Origin of the sequence: Nocardia kruczakiae NBRC 101016 (genome assembly GCF_001612965.1) — a bacterium.
Lineage (GTDB): Bacteria > Actinomycetota > Actinomycetes > Mycobacteriales > Mycobacteriaceae > Nocardia > Nocardia kruczakiae.
Window position 1 is genome coordinate 64,063 of sequence record NZ_BDBL01000002.1, and the last position, 18,306, is coordinate 82,368.

At 68.9% G+C, this 18,306-nt stretch carries 21 protein-coding genes; 12 read left to right on the plus strand and 9 right to left on the minus strand.

All coding sequences use genetic code 11. The features are described from left to right. Positions 1 to 140 precede the first annotated feature (140 nt). From NK1_RS01675 to NK1_RS01685, 3 genes are read left to right on the plus strand one after another with little or no spacing between them, the layout of a single operon-like run. Positions 141 to 1,025, plus strand: coding sequence for a metal ABC transporter solute-binding protein, Zn/Mn family (locus NK1_RS01675; RefSeq protein WP_063006848.1), 885 nt, complete (start codon positions 141 to 143; stop codon positions 1,023 to 1,025). Between the two features lie 11 nt (positions 1,026 to 1,036). After that, complete coding sequence (locus tag NK1_RS01680) at positions 1,037 to 1,909, plus strand: metal ABC transporter ATP-binding protein (protein WP_084460499.1); 873 nt, start codon at positions 1,037 to 1,039, stop codon at positions 1,907 to 1,909. Then, a complete protein-coding gene (locus NK1_RS01685) occupies positions 1,906 to 2,889 on the plus strand; it encodes a metal ABC transporter permease (RefSeq protein ID WP_084460500.1) in 984 nt (327 codons plus the stop codon). Before NK1_RS01680 ends, NK1_RS01685 begins: the two co-directional genes overlap by 4 nt. 28 nt (positions 2,890 to 2,917) lie before the next feature. Here the strand turns inward: NK1_RS01685 and NK1_RS01690 are convergent, their stop codons facing one another. Together NK1_RS01690 and NK1_RS01695 are read right to left on the minus strand one after the other, a co-directional pair. Beyond that, positions 2,918 to 3,295, minus strand: coding sequence for a hypothetical protein (locus NK1_RS01690; protein ID WP_063006849.1), 378 nt, complete (start codon positions 3,293 to 3,295; stop codon positions 2,918 to 2,920). Between the two features lie 58 nt (positions 3,296 to 3,353). Continuing rightward, the gene (locus NK1_RS01695) at positions 3,354 to 4,226 is read right to left on the minus strand and encodes an iron-sulfur binding domain-containing protein (RefSeq protein WP_036497562.1); all 873 of its coding nucleotides are present in this window, start codon (positions 4,224 to 4,226) and stop codon (positions 3,354 to 3,356) included. A gap of 146 nt (positions 4,227 to 4,372) precedes the next feature. Here NK1_RS01695 and NK1_RS01700 point away from each other — a divergent pair, with 146 nt between their 5' ends. Next, entirely contained in the window at positions 4,373 to 4,996 is a 624-nt protein-coding gene (locus NK1_RS01700) for a carbonic anhydrase (protein ID WP_063006850.1), read from the plus strand. 148 nt (positions 4,997 to 5,144) lie between these two features. Further along, a complete protein-coding gene (locus NK1_RS01705) occupies positions 5,145 to 5,798 on the plus strand; it encodes a DUF4232 domain-containing protein (protein ID WP_063006851.1) in 654 nt (217 codons plus the stop codon). Between the two features lie 34 nt (positions 5,799 to 5,832). Here NK1_RS01705 and disA read toward each other — a convergent pair whose 3' ends face one another. From disA to NK1_RS01720, 3 genes are all read right to left on the minus strand, one after another. Continuing rightward, positions 5,833 to 6,960 carry a DNA integrity scanning diadenylate cyclase DisA gene (gene disA, locus NK1_RS01710; RefSeq protein ID WP_439955922.1) on the minus strand — a complete coding sequence of 376 codons (1,128 nt, stop codon included), beginning with the start codon at positions 6,958 to 6,960 and terminating at the stop codon, positions 5,833 to 5,835. A 98-nt stretch (positions 6,961 to 7,058) separates the two neighbouring features. Continuing rightward, positions 7,059 to 8,462: a DNA repair protein RadA gene (gene radA / locus NK1_RS01715; protein WP_063006852.1), complete on the minus strand. Its 1,404-nt coding sequence runs from the start codon at positions 8,460 to 8,462 to the stop codon at positions 7,059 to 7,061. Positions 8,463 to 8,529: 67 nt separating this feature from the next. Further along, positions 8,530 to 9,255 carry a copper chaperone PCu(A)C domain-containing protein gene (locus tag NK1_RS01720; RefSeq protein WP_063006853.1) on the minus strand — a complete coding sequence of 242 codons (726 nt, stop codon included), beginning with the start codon at positions 9,253 to 9,255 and terminating at the stop codon, positions 8,530 to 8,532. A 272-nt stretch (positions 9,256 to 9,527) separates the two neighbouring features. On the opposite strand from NK1_RS01720, the gene carD reads away from it, so the two are divergent. From carD to NK1_RS01750, 6 genes are all read left to right on the plus strand, one after another. Continuing rightward, a complete protein-coding gene (carD, locus tag NK1_RS01725; protein ID WP_019931623.1) occupies positions 9,528 to 10,016 on the plus strand; it encodes an RNA polymerase-binding transcription factor CarD in 489 nt (162 codons plus the stop codon). A 10-nt stretch (positions 10,017 to 10,026) separates the two neighbouring features. Then, a complete protein-coding gene (ispD, locus tag NK1_RS01730) occupies positions 10,027 to 10,758 on the plus strand; it encodes a 2-C-methyl-D-erythritol 4-phosphate cytidylyltransferase (protein WP_084460502.1) in 732 nt (243 codons plus the stop codon). Between the two features lie 14 nt (positions 10,759 to 10,772). Continuing rightward, positions 10,773 to 11,255 (plus strand): 2-C-methyl-D-erythritol 2,4-cyclodiphosphate synthase, encoded by a 483-nt coding sequence (gene ispF, locus NK1_RS01735; protein WP_063007022.1) that lies wholly within the window; start codon positions 10,773 to 10,775, stop codon positions 11,253 to 11,255. 238 nt (positions 11,256 to 11,493) lie between these two features. Further along, positions 11,494 to 12,879 carry a cysteine--tRNA ligase gene (gene cysS / locus NK1_RS01740; RefSeq protein WP_063006854.1) on the plus strand — a complete coding sequence of 462 codons (1,386 nt, stop codon included), beginning with the start codon at positions 11,494 to 11,496 and terminating at the stop codon, positions 12,877 to 12,879. A gap of 61 nt (positions 12,880 to 12,940) precedes the next feature. Further along, positions 12,941 to 13,909, plus strand: coding sequence for a 23S rRNA (guanosine(2251)-2'-O)-methyltransferase RlmB (gene rlmB / locus NK1_RS01745; protein ID WP_063006855.1), 969 nt, complete (start codon positions 12,941 to 12,943; stop codon positions 13,907 to 13,909). Positions 13,910 to 13,984: 75 nt separating this feature from the next. After that, complete coding sequence (locus tag NK1_RS01750; RefSeq protein ID WP_036497501.1) at positions 13,985 to 14,281, plus strand: hypothetical protein; 297 nt, start codon at positions 13,985 to 13,987, stop codon at positions 14,279 to 14,281. 7 nt (positions 14,282 to 14,288) lie between these two features. On the opposite strand, the gene NK1_RS01755 is transcribed toward NK1_RS01750, so the two are convergent. The 3 genes from NK1_RS01755 to NK1_RS01765 all read right to left on the minus strand — a co-directional run bounded on the left by NK1_RS01755 (position 14,289) and on the right by NK1_RS01765 (position 17,336). Next, a complete protein-coding gene (locus NK1_RS01755; RefSeq protein ID WP_063006856.1) occupies positions 14,289 to 15,119 on the minus strand; it encodes an enoyl-CoA hydratase/isomerase family protein in 831 nt (276 codons plus the stop codon). A 164-nt stretch (positions 15,120 to 15,283) separates the two neighbouring features. After that, the gene (locus NK1_RS01760) at positions 15,284 to 16,456 is read right to left on the minus strand and encodes an acyl-CoA dehydrogenase family protein (protein ID WP_063006857.1); all 1,173 of its coding nucleotides are present in this window, start codon (positions 16,454 to 16,456) and stop codon (positions 15,284 to 15,286) included. A gap of 136 nt (positions 16,457 to 16,592) precedes the next feature. Beyond that, complete coding sequence (locus tag NK1_RS01765) at positions 16,593 to 17,336, minus strand: alpha/beta fold hydrolase (protein WP_063007023.1); 744 nt, start codon at positions 17,334 to 17,336, stop codon at positions 16,593 to 16,595. Between the two features lie 44 nt (positions 17,337 to 17,380). Between NK1_RS01765 and mhuD the strand changes: the two genes are divergently transcribed. Further along, entirely contained in the window at positions 17,381 to 17,695 is a 315-nt protein-coding gene (gene mhuD, locus NK1_RS01770; protein WP_036497507.1) for a mycobilin-forming heme oxygenase MhuD, read from the plus strand. An 87-nt stretch (positions 17,696 to 17,782) separates the two neighbouring features. On the opposite strand, the gene NK1_RS01775 is transcribed toward mhuD, so the two are convergent. Continuing rightward, entirely contained in the window at positions 17,783 to 18,226 is a 444-nt protein-coding gene (locus tag NK1_RS01775; RefSeq protein WP_039775731.1) for an OsmC family peroxiredoxin, read from the minus strand. Positions 18,227 to 18,306 lie beyond the last annotated feature (80 nt).

An 18,306-nucleotide genomic window follows, 5' to 3' on the forward strand; every position in this document is an offset into this window, starting at 1 on the left:
TCGGATCGAGCGGTCGCGGGCCCTGGTCGTGGTGCGGTTCACATCCCGGTCGGTCCGATCGATGGGGTCCGGGGTGGACACATACGCTACATTTAAATGGAAATCGTTTCCGTTAAGAGCTCGTGTGCAGGAGTACCCGCGTGATCAGAAGTTTCGCCGCTCGAATCGCTGTCGTCACGCTGGGAATCACCACCGCGGTCACGCTGGCCGCCTGCTCGGGAACCTCCTCGGATTCGGGGAAGCCGAAGATCGTCGCCTCCACCGACGTGTGGGGCAGCGTCGCGGCGGCGGTCGGCGGTCCCGACGTCGAGGTGAAGTCGATCATCGACAGCCCGAACGTGGACCCGCACTCCTACGAGACCAGCCCGACCGACGCCGCCGCGATCCGCGATGCCGCGCTGGTCGTCTACAACGGCGGGCACTACGACGAGTTCGCCGAGAAGGCGGCCGCGGGCCGTGGCAAACCCAGCATCGCCGCCTTCGACCTGCGCTCGGCGCCGAACGACGAGAACGAACACGTCTGGTACGACATGAGGACGGTCGACGCGGTGGCCGGGCGGATCGCCGACGAACTCGGCCGCATCGATCCCGAGCACCGGCAGGCGTTCACCGACCGCGCCGCGGCGCTGCGCGGGCAGCTGGCGGGCGTCACCGCGATCACCGCGAAAATCGCTGCCGCGCACCCGAAGTCGCCGGTACTGCAGACCGAGCCGCTGGCACACTACCTGCTCGTCGCCGCCGATACCGACGACCGCACCCCGCATCCGTTCGAGGAAGCGATCGAACAGGGCACCGATCCGTCCCCGGCGGATCTGGCGGCGGTACGAGATCTGCTGACCGGCAAGCAGGTTCGAGCGCTGGTCTACAACATCCAGACCGAGGACAAGACCACGAAGGACGTCGCCGCGACCGCCAAATCCGCGGGCGTGCCGATCGTCGAGGTCACCGAAACACTCCCGGCGAACACCGATTTCGTGAAGTGGCAGACCGACAACGCGACGGCGCTGGCCGCCGCCCTCGGCTGAGGGAGGCAGTGATGAGGGGACCCACCCGAACCGAGGCGCCGGAGCAGGCCCCGGCGGAGGCATCGCACATCGCCGCCCCCGCGGTCTCCCTGCGTGGAGCGAGCCTGGCGTTCGGGCCGCGCACGCTCTGGCAGGGACTCGATCTCGATATCGCGCCCGGCGAATTCGTCGCGGTACTGGGACCCAACGGATCCGGTAAGACCTCGCTGCTGCGGATGTTGCTGGGTCAGCTCGCGCCCAGTGCGGGCACGGTCGAGGTGAGTGGGGCGCCCGCGCGGCTGGGGAACCCGCGGATCGGCTATGTGCCGCAACAGAAGACGATCGACGCCGGCGTGCAACTGCGCGGCGTCGATCTGGTCGGACTGGGCGTGGACGGGCATCGCTGGGGCCTGGGCTGGCGCGGCCGGGCCGAACGCCGGCGCCGCATCGCCGACGCCCTCGCGCAGGTCGGTGCCGGGCATTTCGCGAACGCGCCGCTGGAATCGCTGTCCGGCGGGGAACAGCAGCGGCTGCGGGTGGCGCAGGCGCTGGCCGGTGATCCGCGCGTGCTGCTGTGCGACGAACCGCTGCTGAGCCTGGATCTGGCGAATCAGCGGCTGGTGTCCGAACTCATCGATCGTCGCCGCCGCACCCACGACACCGCGGTGCTGTTCGTGACGCACGAGATCAATCCGATTCTGCCACTGGTGGATCGGGTGCTGTATCTGGTGGAAGGAAAGTTCCGGATCGGCACCCCCGACGAGGTGATGACCTCGGAGGTGCTGTCGGAGCTCTACGGCACCGAGGTCGACGTGCTGCGCGTGCGCGGCCGGCTGGTGGTCGTCGGCACCGGTGACGAGATCGATGCGCTGGGCACGCACCACACCGAGGGAGCCGGCGAATGAACGACAAACTTTCCGATGTCCTCACCAAGATGCTGGATCTGCACACCACCGCCGACCTGCTGTCCTACGACTTCGTGCAGCAGGCCGTGCTCGCGGCCGCTCTGCTGGGACTGCTCGCCGGCGTGATCGGACCGCTCATCGTGAACCGGCAGATGTCGTTCGCCGTGCACGGCACCAGCGAACTGTCGCTGACCGGCGCGGCGGCCGCGCTGCTGGTCGGCATCGGCGTGGGCGCCGGAGCGATCGCGGGTTCGGTGATCGCGGCCGTCATGTTCGGGCTGCTGGGTTCCAAGGCGCGCGAACGTGATTCGGTGATCGCGGTGGTGATGTCGTTCGGGCTCGGCCTCTCGGTGCTGTTCCTCTGGCTGGGGCCCAGTCGCGCCGGATCGAAATTCTCCCTGCTCACCGGACAGGTGGTCAGCGTCGGCGGCACCGGGCTCACCTCCCTCGCGCTCTGCACCGCCGGCGTGCTGGCGGTGCTCGCGTTCATCTATCGCCCCTTGCTCTTCGCCAGCACCGACCCGGAAGTGGCCGTTGCGCGCGGGGTTCCGGTGCGCGCGCTCTCGGTGGTGTTCGCGGTGCTGCTCGGGGTGACCGCCGCCTTCGGGGTGCAGATCGTCGGCGCCCTGCTGGTGCTGTCGCTGCTGATCACCCCCGCCGCGGCCGCCGCCCAGCTCACCGCGAGCCCGCTGCGGGCGACGCTGCTGTCGGTACTGTTCGCCGAAATCGCCGCGGTCGGCGGAATTCTGCTGTCGCTGGCCCCCGGTGTCCCGGTCTCGACCTTCATCACGACCATCTCGTTCGTGATCTACCTGGTCTGCCGGTTCATCGGCCGCCCGATCCTGCAGGCCCGCAGGCGCACGGCCCTGCGCACGCCGGCCACCGACGCGACGTCGGCGCCGGATCCGCACATCGACGCCTCGAACGACCCGGATTCGCCACGGAGCCGGGCGGCGGAACAGCTGCCGGTCCGCGGGTGAGGCCCACGATCGCCCTCGCCGCCTCGGGTCAATTCGGCCAGCAGGACTGACCGGCCGGTCCGGAAAGCAGAATGACCAGGACGAAGCCGCCCATCATGGGCACGACCCCGAGGCCGCTGGCGACGACGACGAGATTCCGGTTGATGTCGTGTCGACGCGACCACAGGCGGAACAGCACGAGAACTCCGAGGGCCAGCATCACAGCGGCGCCGGTGATCTGAAACGTCTGCGCGGCGCGGAATGCCGCGTCCCGGGCGGCAGCGTCACCGTGCACCGGGTCGCAGTAGTCACCGACTCCCTGCGTGAAGAACGAATAGCCGCCCAGAAAGATGAACGGGCCCAACACTACCGAGGCGAGCGCGTACATCCAGGCGAGGACGAAGGGTCGGTCGAGCAGTAGTTTCATCGGCCGAACTGTAAGTTCCCACCGGTGCTGGGAACTCTCGGGCCGATCCGCCCGCGTCTCAGTTCGCGCCGCTCTCGCCGGCCAGCGCGAACAGCCCGTCGGCGGTCTGCTCGATCAAGCCGTCGACGAGCAGGGAATCCAGTGCCCGATCGCGCTGGCCCGGATCGCGGGTCCAGGCCAGGTCGAGAGCCACGCGTTCGACCGGTCCGGTCGCCGCGCGCAGCACGTCGAGGAGGCGGCCGCGAGCCTGCCGGTCCGTGCCGTCGTATTTCTGGGTGCGGCGCACCACGTCCGAGGCCGGACGACCGGAGGTGACCCACGTGCAGCGCGGCAGCGGGCAACGTTCGCAGTCGGGATTGCGGGCGGTGCAGACGGTGGCTCCCAATTCCATCAACGCCGCGGAGAACACCGCCGCCCGGTCGATCCGGACCGGCAGCAGGGCCTCGGTTTCGGCCAGATCGCGGGTGCGCGGGTTCCCGGCCTCGGCCCGGCCGTGCACCGCCCGGGCGACCACCCGGCGAACATTGGTGTCCACCACCGGAACTCGCTGCCCGTAGGCGAAGCAGGCCACCGCCCGCGCGGTGTAGGCGCCGATGCCGGGGAGGGTGAGCAACACCTCGACATCGTCGGGCACCACGTCGCCGTATTCGGCGGCGAGCACCCGCGCGCATTCGTGCAACCGCAGGGCGCGGCGCGGATAGCCGAGCTTGCCCCACGCGCGCAGCACCTCGCCGGGCGAGGCGGCGGCCATGGCCGAGGGCACCGGCCAGCGCCGCACCCATTCCCGCCAGATCGGCTCCACCCGGACCACCGGCGTCTGCTGCAGCATGATCTCGCTCATCAGGATCTGCCAGGCGCTCACTCCGGGGCGCCGCCACGGCAGGTCCCGGGCCGACTGCTCGTACCAGTCGATCAGGACGTCACTGTCCACGCCCGCGGCCGGGTCGCGGGTGGCCTCGGTCGCCGTCTTCGAACTCACCACATCACCGCCGCGCGAGCCCGCCGGTGATCCGGAATTTGCCCACGTGTAGCCGCACGGACTCGCCGGTAGCCCTCAAGCCATGGAAAATGGGACGCATGCCTCATACCAACCCGATCAGTGCCTGGAAGTCTCTCCGCGAGGGTAACGACAGGTTCGTCAACGGCACACTGCAGCACCCCAGCCAGGGCGCCGCCGACCGCGCCAAACTCGTCGGCGGGCAGCAGCCCCGGGCCATCCTGTTCGGGTGCGGCGACTCCCGGGTCGCCGCCGAGATCATCTTCGACCAGGGCCTCGGCGATATGTTCGTGGTTCGCACCGCCGGCCACGTCGTCGACGAGTCGGTGCTCGGTTCGATCGAATACGGCGTCGAAATCCTCAACGTGCCGCTGATCGTCGTCCTCGGGCACGACAGCTGCGGCGCGGTCCGCGCGACCATCGACGCGCTCGACGACGGCAACGTGCCCGGCGGATTCATCCGCAGTGTGGTCGAGCGCGTGACGCCGTCCATCCTGACCGGCCGCCGCGACGGACTCACCGAGGTCGACGAGCTCGAGGCCCGCCACGTGCAGGAGACCGCGCGCCTGCTCACCGATCGCTCGAAGATCGTGTCCGATCGGGTCGCGAGCGGGCGGTGCGCCATCGCCTGTGTGAACTACAAGCTTGCCGACGGCCGCGCGCTGCTGCACAAGGTGATCGGCGATATCGGCGAAACGGTCTGAACCACAACGGTTCTCACGCGGTGATCGCCGGGTGACGGCGCCGTCGCGGAAGCGGGCGCGAAAATGTACCCGGCGTCACCGCCATTTCGGCGCCGACACGCCGCGTACCTGAGCGGAACGGCACGATCGTGCCCTTACCGTTGTTGCCGTGCTGGAACCGAATGGACCGCTGCCGCCGGAGATCTACTGGCGTCGCCGCCTGCTCGCCATCGGCGCGCTGATCGTCGCGCTCGCTCTGGTCATCTGGCTGGCGTTGATGTTGCTGCGCAGCGGCGGGGGCGACAAGGACCCCAAGGCCGCGGCGGCGACCTCCACCTCCGCCAAGGCGGCCGGGTCCACCGCCGCCGATCCCAGCGATTCGCAGGTTCCGGCCTCGGGCACCGTCAATTCGACGGCCGGCGGCGTCCCGGCCCCGTGTCCGGATCAGTCGCTGGCGGTGAAGGTGACCGTCGGCCAGCCGACCTACAAGGCCGGTGATCAGCCGGTGATCACCATCGTGCTGACCAACATCTCCACCGCGGCCTGCAGTCGGGATATGGGTTCGGGCCTGCAGCAGGTGTGGGTGCAGTCGCTGGACGGCCAGCGCAAGCTGTGGTCCAACACCGACTGCGATCAGGGCGGTCCGGCCGATGTGCGCACGCTCAACGGCGGCCAGCAGGCGGCGTTCACCCTCACCTGGTCGGGCACCACGTCACAGCCGGGTTGTGCGGGCGATCGCGTTCCGGTGCCGGCCGGCGGATACGCGGTGGTGGCGCAGTTCGGTTCCGTACGCAGCGCACCGGAGACCTTCAACATCGCCTGACGCGAGGCTCGAATCCGGCAGCGCCCGAACCGGTTCAGACGGTGCCGGATTCCGTCGATCGGACCGCACCGGATTCCGACAGCCGGGACAGGCCCTCGCGGATCTGGCGGGCCAGATGCGCGTCGATACCGTCGACGCCCTCGATCTCCGACGCACTCGCCGATACCAGGCCCGACAGTGAGCCGAAGGCGGCGATCACCGGTTCGGCGCGGCGCAGCGGCACCCGCGGGATCTCGGCGAGCACCCGGTATCCGCGCGGGCCCACGGCGGTGTCGAGAGCTTCGAACGTCGCCGGAAAACCCAGGGCCGGTGCGAGATTGGTGAGTTCGAGCAGATCCACCTCGAGCAGCCCGTCGAGGGCGGCCAGGGTGCGGTCGACCATCGCGTCGTCGACCGGTTCGGTGCGGATGTAGTCGCGGACCAGCAGGCGGCGCAGGGCCTCGGTGTTGCCGACGAGTTCGGCCAGTTGCAGCGCCAGCTGACGGCCGTCGACGCCGAGTTCGGCCACGTCGGAACTGATTTCGCGTGCGACGCGGCGGACCAGTTCCAGGCAGTGCACCACCGCCAGCACATCGCGCACCGTCGCGCAGTCGTTCAGCTCCACCAGGGACAGCTGCCGGGTGGTCTCGTCCAGCCGGGAGCGGTAGCGCTCCAGCGTCGCCATCGCCTGATTGGCTCGCGACAGGATGGTCTCCGAGGTCTGGATCGGATGCCGGTGCCCGTTGAGATAGACCGTGACGATGCCCGTCGAGCGGCTCACCGACACCACCGGATAGCCGGTCTGCGCGGCGGTGCGCTCGGCCGCCTTGTGCCGGGTGCCGGATTCGGTGGTCGGCAGGCCGGGGTCGGGCACCAGATGAACGTTGGCGCGGCGGATGCGTGCGCCGTCGGTCGAAAGCACCACGGCGCCATCCATTTTCGACAGCTCACGCAGCCGGGTCGGCGAGAATTCGACATCGAGTTCGAATCCGCCGTCGCAGATTCGCTCCAATTCCTCGTCGTAGCCGAGCACGATCAGCCCGCCGGTGCGGGCGCGCAGAATCCGGTCGATACCGTCGCGCAGTTCGGTGCCCGGCACCAACCGGGCGATGGTGGTAGCCAGCCCGGGGTCACCGTCGGCCTGAACCGCTTCCGCCACGGGCACCCCATCCGGCGCAGCCACGCCGTCCGCCTCCGCCGCGACCGGGGCATCCGCTGGGCTCAGGAACCTGCCGCGCGGCGCGGGACGGCCGAGCAGGTGGGTCACCCAACGGCCCGGGATCATTCCACAGCCTCCACACGCTCGCGTCGTCGCTTCGACAAACCACTCGAGGCGAGTGCCGCACGAACACTCGCGACCTCGTGCACCTTCATTCCGATGCCGGACAGGTCGGTCCCCGGCGGTACCAACGCCTCCGTGAAACCTAGCCGCTCGGCTTCGCGCAATCTGCGCCCGACCCCCGTGACACGCCGGACCTCCCCCGCGAGACCGACCTCGCCCAGCACCACCATGCCCGCGCGCAGCGGGATATCGCGTTCTGCGCCGGTGATCGCGACCGCGACGGCCAGATCGGCGGCGGGTTCGGTCAATCGCATCCCGCCGACCGTGGCGGCATATACGTCGTGCTTGCCCAGATACACACCGCAGCGGCTCTGCAGCACCGCGAGCACCATCGACACACGGTTGTAGTCCAGACCGCTCACCGCCCGCCGCGGCGCGGGTACCTGGGTGGATACGGTCAACCCCTGTACCTCGCCCAGCAGCGGCCGCTTACCGTCCATTGCGACGGTGATCGCGGTCCCCGGAACCTGATCCGCGCGATGATGCAGGAACAGTCCGGACGGATCGCTCACCCCGACGATGCCGTCATCGTGCAATTCGAAACAGCCCACCTCGTCGGCACTGCCGAAGCGGTTCTTGATACCGCGCACCATGCGCAGGGTGGAGTGTTTGTCGCCCTCGAACTGCAACACCACGTCCACCAGGTGTTCGAGGGTGCGCGGCCCGGCGACGTTGCCGTCCTTGGTGACGTGGCCGACCAGCAGCACCGCGATCCCGCTCACCTTGGCGAGGGAGGTCAGGGCCGCGGTCACCGCCCGCACCTGGGTGACGCCGCCGATCACCCCGTCCGCGTCGGCCGCCAGCATGGTCTGCACCGAATCGACCACCAGCAGTGTCGGCCGCACCTGATCGACATGGCCGAGAATCGTGGCGAGATCGGATTCGGCTGCGAGATAGACCCTTTCGTGCACGGCACCGGTCCGGTCGGCGCGCAGCCGGACCTGCCCGGCGGACTCCTCGGCGGTGACGTAGAGCGCGCGCTCGTCGCGTTGCCGGGCCCAGCGGTGGGCGACCTCGAGCAACAGCGTCGACTTGCCGACGCCCGGTTCACCCGATAGCAGCACCACCGACCCCGGCACCACCCCGCCGCCGAGGACGCGGTCCAGTTCCGCGACACCGGTGGGCCGGGCGCGGGTGACCTTCGAATCGATGGTCGAGATGGGTGCCGCGGCCGTCGAGGGCAGCAACGCCCGGCGCCCGGCGGCATGCGTTCCCACACCGGCGCCGGCCGTCACCACCTCGTCGACGGTCCCCCATTCGTTGCACCCCGGGCAGCGCCCCACCCATTTGGCAACCTCGTTCCCGCATGCCGAGCAGCGGTACAGCGATTTCACCTTGGCCACGTGCGCAGCCTAGAGAGAGGGGCCGACATGGGCCGGTGTGCCGGGGCGGGGTGCGCGCAGGCGTGGCTCAGTGGCCGCCGTGCTCGGCGACCGTCGCGCCCTCGTGCCGCGGGGTGTCCGGGCCGGCGTCGACGGGCACCTGCACCTGCACGGTGCCGGCGTTCTTGAAGTTGAAGGTCACGCCGTAGGTCAGGCCGGGCACGATGTCCTTGGACAGCCCGGTGATCTCGACCAGGATCGGATGCGCGTTCGGGTCGGCCGGCTGATCGGGCGTTCCGGCACCCTCCTGGCGCGGCGACGCGCTGTGCTCCGGCGTGGGGGTCGCGGCCGAGCTGGTGGGCTGCGCGGGGGCGGAGGTCGGCGTCGAGTTCTCGCCCGCCTGGGCCGCCTTGGCCGCTTCCGGACCCGCGGCGACGACCGTCTGCCCGGGGACCAGCTCCGGCGAGGCCGGGGTGATCTTCACCTGGCCGAGATCGGTGGTGATGCTGACCAGCTGGTCGGTCTTGGACGAACCCTCGTTGATCGCACTGAACGCGACGACGGACTTGCCGCCCTTGGCGTTGGTGTACTCCTCCGACTGCGGCAGCAGGATGCGCACGTCCCGCAGCGCCACATTGCCGACGGTGGCCGCGTTGCCGTTGACGGCGGGCACCTGGCTCGCGGTCTGCGAGATCTGGCCGGCACCGCATCCGGACAACGCCAGCGCCGCACCGGTGGCCAGCGCGGCAACAGCGATTGCGCGCCGCGACACCTTGGTCACATTCGACGCTGTGGTGGCTTTCAGGGCAGTCACGGGTTGTCCTCCATGTCGACCGGCTCACTCCACGATGGAGAGTAGTAGTAGGCAGCGTAGTAGTTCACAGGGTGGTCGGTGTGGACCGGTCCGGTGTAATGTTCCGCGGCGACCCGCGAGCCGCGTATCCCCTTCTGCCGCAACAAGATGCATACGCATCGCGATCTGTCAAGCCCCGAGGTCCGCCTGTTGTGGCCCCTGACCTGCGCCGTTGATCGCGGCGTTATCGAGTCGCATGTTAAACTGTGAACATCGAAAGGGGCACGGGACACATGATTTTTAAGGTCGGAGACACCGTCGTTTACCCCCACCACGGAGCGGCGTTGATCGAAGCAATCGAGACTCGCACCATCAAGGGTGTTCAGAAAGAGTATCTGGTCCTGAAGGTCGCCCAAGGCGATCTCACCGTTCGGGTTCCCGCAGAGAACGCGGAGTACGTCGGCGTCCGCGACGTCGTCGGCCAGGAAGGTCTCGACCGAGTCTTCCAGGTGCTACGCGCTCCGCACACGGAGGAGCCGACGAACTGGTCTCGGCGGTACAAGGCCAACCTCGAGAAGCTCGCCTCCGGCGATGTGAACAAGGTGGCCGAGGTCGTCCGTGACCTGTGGCGTCGGGAGCAGGACCGCGGCCTGTCCGCCGGCGAGAAGCGGATGCTGGCCAAGGCCCGGCAGATCCTGGTCGGTGAGCTCGCGCTCGCCGAGGGCACCGACGACGTCAAGGCCGAGACCCTGCTCGACGAGGTTCTCGCCGCGGCCTCCTGACCGCATCGCCTTGACGCTCAACTCCCGCCGCGTTGTGGCATTGGTTCCTGCCGCCGGTCGGGGCGTTCGCCTGGGTGAATCGACACCCAAGGCATTCGTCCCGGTCGGCGGCAGTCCCATGCTCGTACACGCAGTAGACGGTCTGATCGCGTCCGGGGTCGTCGACCGCATCGTGATCATGGCGCCCATCGAGATGATCGATGCGGCCCGGGAACTGCTCGCCGCCCGTGCCCACGCGGCCAGCTCGATACCGGTCGACGTGGTGGCCGGCGGCGTGGAACGCACCGACTCCGTGCGTGCCGGCCTGGCCGCCGCACCGGAAGCCACCCATGTTCTCGTACACGACGCGGCCCGCGCCCTCACGCCGCCGTCGCTGATCGCACGGGTCGTGGACGCGCTGGACGCCGGTCACCGCGCCGTCGTTCCCGGCATTCCTGTGGCCGACACCATCAAGGCCGTCGATGCGGCCGGCGACGTCACCGGCACGCCCGACCGTTCGGGACTGCGGGCCATTCAAACTCCCCAGGGCTTCGATGCCGCGCTGCTGCGCGAGGCGTACGCGCTCGACCTGCCCGCCACCGACGACGCGGGCCTCGTGGAGGCCACGGGCGCGACCGTCTCGGTGATCCCGGGCGATCCGCTGGCCTTCAAGATCACCGGCCCTCTCGATCTGAAACTCGCGAACGCGCTGGTAGCAGACGCAACGCTTCCCGCGACAACCGGAGCGGCGGTGACCGGATGACCGATCTCACCGCGCTGCGCACCGGCATCGGCAGCGATGTGCATCCCATCGAACGCGGCCGGCCCTGCTGGATGGCCGGACTGCTGTTCGAGGGCGACGACGGCTGCTCCGGACATTCCGACGGCGATGTGGCCGCCCACGCTCTGTGCGATGCGCTGCTCTCGGCCGCCTGCCTGGGCGACGTGGGCGCGGTCTTCGGCACCGGACGGCCCGAATGGGAAGGCGTATCCGGCGCCGCGATGCTGACCGAGGTACGGCGATTGCTCACCGAATCCGGATATCGGATCCTCAACGCGGCGGTACAGATCATCGGTAATCGCCCCAAGATCGGGCCGCGACGCGCCGAAGCGCAAAAAATACTCGGTGAATTGCTCGACGCACCGGTTTCGGTATCCGGTACGACTTCCGACGGTCTGGGACTCACCGGGCGCGGTGAGGGCATCGCCGCGGTGGCGACCGCATTACTCGTGCACGACGGGCGATGTAGTACCGCATAACCGCAGCCGGCGATCCATCGCGGATTTACCGCTCGCGTCGATCGACCGCAGCGAACTCGGCGCCGACCGCCGTATTCGCACTCGCGCCTTCGGCCGCACCGCTCGGCTCGAAACTCGCTCCGGAAACCTGCCCCGGCGAATCCTTTCCGGACCCGCGGTGCCATCGCATTCGATGGACCGTGGACCATAGGAGGGGCCCACCCATACCGTTGTTCAACAAGCCTTAGGATGGCTGGTCGTGACTCTGCGCCTGTTCGACACCGCGACGCGGACCCTGCGGGATTTCACCCCGCTGGTCCCTGGACGTGCGTCGGTGTACCTGTGTGGCGCCACCGTGCAGGGCGAACCTCATATCGGGCACGTCCGCAGCGGCGTCGCCTTCGACGTGCTGCGCCGCTGGCTCACCGCGAACGGCTACGACGTGGCCTTCGTGCGAAATGTCACCGATATCGAAGACAAGATCCTCACCAAGGCCGCCGCCGCGGGCCGCCCGTGGTGGGAATGGGCCGCGACCCACGAGCGTGCCTTCGACCGCGCCTACGAGGCGCTCGGGGTGCTGCCGCCGTCGGTGGAACCGCGGGCCACCGGGCACATCACCCAGATGGTCGAGATGATGCAGCGGCTCATCGACCGCGGGCACGCCTACGCGTCGAGCGGCAACGTGTATTTCGATGTGCGCAGTTACCCGGAATACGGTGCGCTCTCCGGGCACAAACTCGAGGATGTGCAGCAGGGCGAGAGCGCCGGCGAGGGTAAACGCGATCCGCGCGATTTCACGCTGTGGAAGGCCGCCAAACCGGGCGAGCCGACCTGGCCGTCGCCGTGGGGACCCGGGCGCCCGGGTTGGCATCTGGAATGCTCGGCGATGGCCGAGTTCTACCTCGGCCCCGAATTCGATATCCACTGCGGTGGTATGGATCTGGTTTTCCCGCACCACGAGAACGAAATCGCCCAATCCCGTGCCGCCGGAGACGGATTCGCACAGTATTGGCTGCACAACGGGTGGGTGACGCTCGGCGGCGAGAAGATGTCGAAATCGCTCGGCAACACGCTCTCGGTGCCGAATATTCTCACCCAGGTGCGCCCCGTGGAATTGCGGTTCTATTTGGGCAGTGCGCATTACGCGTCGATGCTCGAATATTCCGAGCAGGCGCTGCGCGATGCCGCGCAGACCTATCAGCGACTCGAGGCATTCGTACAGCGCACCGTCGAGCGGGTCGGTGAGGTCGCGGTCGGGAAATGGACCGACGCCTTCGCCGAGGCGCTCGACGACAATCTCGCGATCCCGAAGGCACTGGCCGAGATTCATCGCGTGGTGCACGAGGGCAATCGGGCGCTCGAAGCGGGCGCGGGCGAATCGGCACGCGAGGCCGCCGGACAGGTGCGGGCGATGCTCGGGATCCTGGGCGTCGATCCGCTGGATCCGCACTGGGCCGGCCCGAAGGACACCTCGGCGGCCGAATCCGCACTCGACATCCTGGTGCGCGCCGAACTCGACCGCCGCCAGCGGGCCCGCAGCGAAAAGGACTGGGCCACCGCCGACGCCGTGCGCGATCGGCTCGGCGCGGCCGGCATCGAAGTCGTCGACACTGCCGGCGGCTCGGATTGGTCGCTGGCCAAATGATTCAACCGGCGAAGCCTGCTGATCGGGTGCGGGTGTCGCGACCGACACGAAAGGCATACTGATGGCAGGAAATTCGCAGCGACGAGGTGCGATCCGCAAGGGCGGCACCAAAAAGGGCGCCGTCGTCGGCAGCGGCGGTAAGCGCCGCCGCGGTCTCGAGGGCCGCGGCGCCACCCCGCCCGCCACCATGCGCAAGAACCACCCCGCCGCGAAACGCGCTGCGGTGGCGGCGAAAGCGGCCAAGGCGTCGCAGGGGCAGAACCGCGCCCGGCCCGGCACCCGCAAGGGCGACGACGGGCCGGAGTTGGTGCTGGGCCGCAACCCGGTGGTGGAGTGTCTGCGCGCGGAGGTTCCGGCCACCGCGTTGTACGTCGCGCTGGGCACCGAGAACGACGACCGCCTGTCCGAATCCGTGCAGCGCGCCGCCGACGCCGGAATCTCGATCCTGGAGGTGTCGCGCACCGATCTGGATCGGATGAGCGCCAACGGTTTACACCAGGGCATGGCCCTGCAGGTGCCGCCGTACCGCTACGCCCATCCGGAGGATCTGCTGGACAGTGCGCGCACGTCCGGGACCGCGCCGCTGCTGGTGGCGCTGGACAACATCTCCGATCCCCGCAACCTGGGCGCGGTGATCCGTTCCGTCGCCGCGTTCGGTGGCCACGGCGTGGTGATTCCGCAGCGCCGCAGCGCGAGTGTCACGGCGGTCGCCTGGCGCACCAGCGCCGGCGCCGCGGCCCGGCTGCCGGTGGCGCGCGCGACCAATCTGACTCGCACACTGAAGGATTGGGCCAAGGCCGGTCTGCAGGTGGTCGGCCTCGACGCCGGCGGCGACACCGTCCTCGACGACTTCGACGGCACCACACCGACCGTCGTGGTCGTCGGCTCGGAAGGTAAGGGCCTGTCGCGTCTGGTCCGCGAAACCTGCGACACCATCATCAGCATCCCGATGGCCGGGCCGGTGGAGTCGCTCAACGCCTCGGTGGCGGCGGGCGTCGTGCTCTCGGACATCGCGCGGCAGCGCCGCTGAGCAGGGCCGGAAACTCCCAAGATGACCGTCTACCAAGCTTTTCGGATGGGCACGCCGTAAACTCGCACGGTGGCCATGAATCAACCCGACTACTGGGGATCGCTGCCTGAGCCGCCGACCGGCAACCCGGTCGAACACCCCCATGCGACGACGGTGCTGATCCTGGGTGTGCTGAGCCTGTTGTGTTGCGGCGCACTGGGTCCGGTGGCGTGGGTGATGGGCAAACGGGCGCTCGACCAGATCGAGATGTCCGGCGGCACCATCGGCGGCCGCTCACAGGTGGTGGTCGGCTATGTGGTCGGCATCGTCGGCACCGTACTGATGGTGCTGTACGCGTGCGTCTTTCTGATGATGCTCATCGGCGGGCGCTGACGGTCCGTCAGGCCGGTTCCTCGGCGGTGCCGTCGAGCCCCGGACGTTCACCCGGCGACGACAACTCGCCCGCGGGCCATTCGGCGCTGATACTGCCCTTCCACTGCGGCTGGCGGCGGTCGCGGAACGCCGCCATCCCCTCGGCCGCGTCCACGCTCTTGCCGACGAAGCCGTGCAGTTCGGATTCCAGCCGGCCGACCGCCTCGGGGCTCATCCCGAGGCCCTCCCAGAGCAGCCGCTTGGTCAGTGCCGTCGGCAGCGGCGCCGAACCGGCCGCCAGGTCGTGGGCCACGGCCAGGGCGGTCGGCAACACCTCGCCGGCCGGCAGACTGCTGTTGGCCACGCCCATCTGGCGCGCTTCCTCACCGTCGAACGTGCGGCCGGTGAGCATGATGTCGGCAGCGTTGGCCATCCCCGCCAGACGCGGCAGTGTCCAGTGCGCGTAACCGTCGGCCATCGCGCCGCGACGCACCTGGTTCAGCCCGTATACGGCGTCGGTCGCCATGTATCGCAGATCGCACTGCAGTGCCAGCGACAGCCCGATCCCCACGGCATGCCCGTTCACGGCCGCGATCACCGGCTTGCGGATCTGCCACGGCGGCGGATCGATCGTGCCGCGCACGTCACCGACGCGGGCGGACAGATCGGCGCCCGCACAGAACGCGGGCGGGGTCCCGGTGATCACCACCGCGCGAATCGCGTCCTCGGTATCGCATCGCCGCAGCGCGGTCCCGAGCTCCGTCGCCATCGTGGGCGTCATGGCGTTCTGCTGCGCGGGACGATTGAGCGTGAGTACGGCGACACCGGCGGACACATCGACCTGCAGTTCCGAACTCATGCGACACAATCCTAGGTTTGGGTGATCTTTCCCGCCCCACCTTACTTGCTGTGTTATTGGCCTTCGCTTCGCTTCGGCGGGGTCTCGGCCCCCTGGGCCGAGACCCACCAGGGTGCACGGCTCGTAGACGTGCGCCCTGAGGGAAGGCAGGGCGCACGGGACTTCTATCCGCGCAGGATTTGGCGGCCGATTGCGTACTTGTGGACTTCGGTGGGGCCGTCGTAGAGGCGGAAGGCGCGCATGTCGCGGAAGATCATCTCGACCACGGTTTCGTCGCTGATGCCGATGCCGCCGAGGACCTGGACGCAGCGGTCGGCGACCTTGAACAGTTCCTCGGACACATAGGATTTCGCCATCGAGCTCTCGTGGCGGGCCTTGTGGCCCTGATCCATCAGCCAGCAGGCGTGCCAGATGGTCAGGCGGCACTGGTGCAGGGCGATCTCGTTGTCGGCCAGCATGAACGACACACCCTCGTGTTCGCCGATCGGCTTGCCGAAGGCGGTGCGGGTCTTGGCGTGTTCGACGGCGATGCTCTGGGCGCGTTCGGCGGCGCCGAGCCAGCGCATGCAGTGGGTGAGGCGGGCGGGGGCCAGTCGCAGCTGGGCGTAGCGCAGGGCCTGGCCGCTCTCCCCCAGCAACGCCTCCTTGGGCAGGACCAGATTCTCGAAGCGCACGACGCCGTGGCCGCCGACGTAGTTGCGGTCCATCGTGTTCATGGTTCGCTCGATGACGATGCCCGGCGTGTCCCCCTCGGTGAGGAACAGGGTCGGGCCCGCGGGGAGGTGGTCGTTGTCCTCGAGTTTGGCCATGACGATCCAGGTCTTCGCCCCGTCGGCGCCGGTGATCAGCCATTTGCGGCCGTTGATCGTGAAGTTCTCGCCGTCGAAGGTGGCGGTGGTGGCGAGCTGGGCCGGATCCGATCCGGCGCCCCCGGGTTCGGTCATCGCGAAGACCGATCGCCGGTGGCCGTCGATCACCGGCATCAGGTAGCGCTCCACCTGCTCCGGGTTCGCGACCTTGGACAGCAGGAACATATTGCCCTCGTCGGGCGCGGCGCAGTTCATCGCGACCGGGCCCAGGGTGGACCATCCGGCCGCCTCGTACAGCACGGCCTGTTCGACGTGGGTGAGCCCGCGACCGCCGAGCGCCTCGGGCGCCTGGATGGTGAGCAGCTTCTCCGCCCGCGCCAGTTCGACCAATTCCTGCCGCAGCTCGTCGTTGGGTCCGTGCGCGGTCAGGCGGGGGTCGCGCTCGAACGGAACGATCTTGTCGATGACGAACCGGCGGATGCGGTCACGTTCGGCGGCGAGGTCGGCCGGGATCGAGAAGTTAATCATGATTCACCTTTATGTCGGGGCCTCAGAGGAGCATACGACGCCTCCGTCCCGAGACTGAAGGCGATTGCCCGCAGCTGCCGGACCGCAGCTCCCGAAGGCCGCTGTTCGGGCCCGCTTCCGCCCGCACGTGATCCGATCAACCCAAGTTTTCGTGCAGAAACCGTTCGACTTCGGCGCGATAGACAGCGGGTTGATCATCGTGGACGAGATGTCCGGCGGCGCCGACGACCACATGGCGCACATTCGGCCGCGTCGCCGCCATCTCCCGCATCTGCCCCGGCGGCGTGATCGTGTATTCGCCCTCGATCAGCAGTGTCGGCACGCGCACCGCGGCCCATTCGGCCCAGAAATCGCGCGTGCCCCACTCCTCGGAGATGTCGCGGAAGGTCGCGACCGAACCGTGCAACCGGTAGCCGTCCGGCGCGGGCGTGAACGAGTGGAGGAAGTAGCGCCCGGCGACCGGGCCGAAATAGTCGAGTACCGCGTCGGCATCGGGAAACGGCTGCGGCCAGGCCTCGATCATCTCCGCCCAGTGCCGCGCGGTGCGTCCCCGGAAATCGGGCGCCATATCCTCGACCACGAGCGCCCGCACCCGCTCGGGATACGCGGCCGCGAACATCCATCCGTGCAGTCCGCCCATCGAATGCCCGATCACCACCATCGGCTCCGATATCGCGGCGGTCGCGGCCGCCAGGTCGGCGACGAACGCCTCCGTGGTGAGCTCCGGCGGCGCCGGGCGACCGTGTCCGGCGGCGTCGAAGGAGTGGACATGACCGAATTCGCGCAGCCACGGCACCTGGCCGGCCCAGGTCCGCGCGCTGCCCATCAATCCGTGCAGCAGCAGAATCGGCACCCCGGTGCCGCCCTCGTCGTACAACATCGGCACCGACGATACGTGGTGAGCCAGGGGATTAGCCTGGGCTCATGGCTGTTGTGAAGATCAATGCGATCGAGGTTCCCGAGGGAGCCGGACCCGAACTCGAGAAGCGCTTCGCGCATCGCGCGCACGCGGTGGAGAACTCGCCCGGCTTCCTGGGCTTCCAGTTGCTCCGCCCGGTGGCCGGTGACAACCGGTATTTCGTTGTGACGCAGTGGGATTCGGAGGAATCGTTCGCCGCGTGGCGGGACGGCCCGGCCAAGGAGGCGCACGCCGGACAGGCCCGCCAACCGGTCGCCACGGGCGCCTCCCTGCTGGAATTCGAGGTCGTCCTCGACGTCGCGGGCAAACCGGCCCAGTAGTGGTCGTCGCACCCGGTGGTCGGCCCGACCACCGGGTGGACTGCCTCGTGGCAGCCGACGCCCGCGATTACGTCGGCGAGCGCCGGCTCAGCTTTCGAGTGCGGCGTCGAGTTCGATGGTCTCGACGCCGGCGAGGGCCTTGCTGACCGGGCAACCGGCCTTGGCGGTCTGGGCGGCCTGCTCGAAGCCGCTCGCGTCGATACCCGAGACCCGGCCGCGCACGGTCAGCGCGATCTTCGAGATGCGGAAGCCGCCCGCGGGATCCGGGCCGAGAGTCACGTCGGCATTCACGTCCAGGCTTTCGATGGTGCCGCCTGCGGCGCCGATCTGACCGGACAGTGCCATCGCGTAGCAGGACGAATGCGCGGCCGCGATCAGTTCCTCGGGGCTGGTGGTGCCCTCGGCGGTATCGGCGGTCCGCTTCGGGAACGAGACGTCGAATTTGCCGACGCCGGAACTGGCCAGGTCGACCTGTCCGGATCCGTCCTGCAAGCCACCGGTCCATGCGGTACGCGCGCTACGTGTAGGCATCGCTGTCCTTTCGTCGAGTGAGAATGAGCCGTCGCGCTCGAACCTACTCGCCGAGCGCGCTCGACTCACCGTTGTCCGGC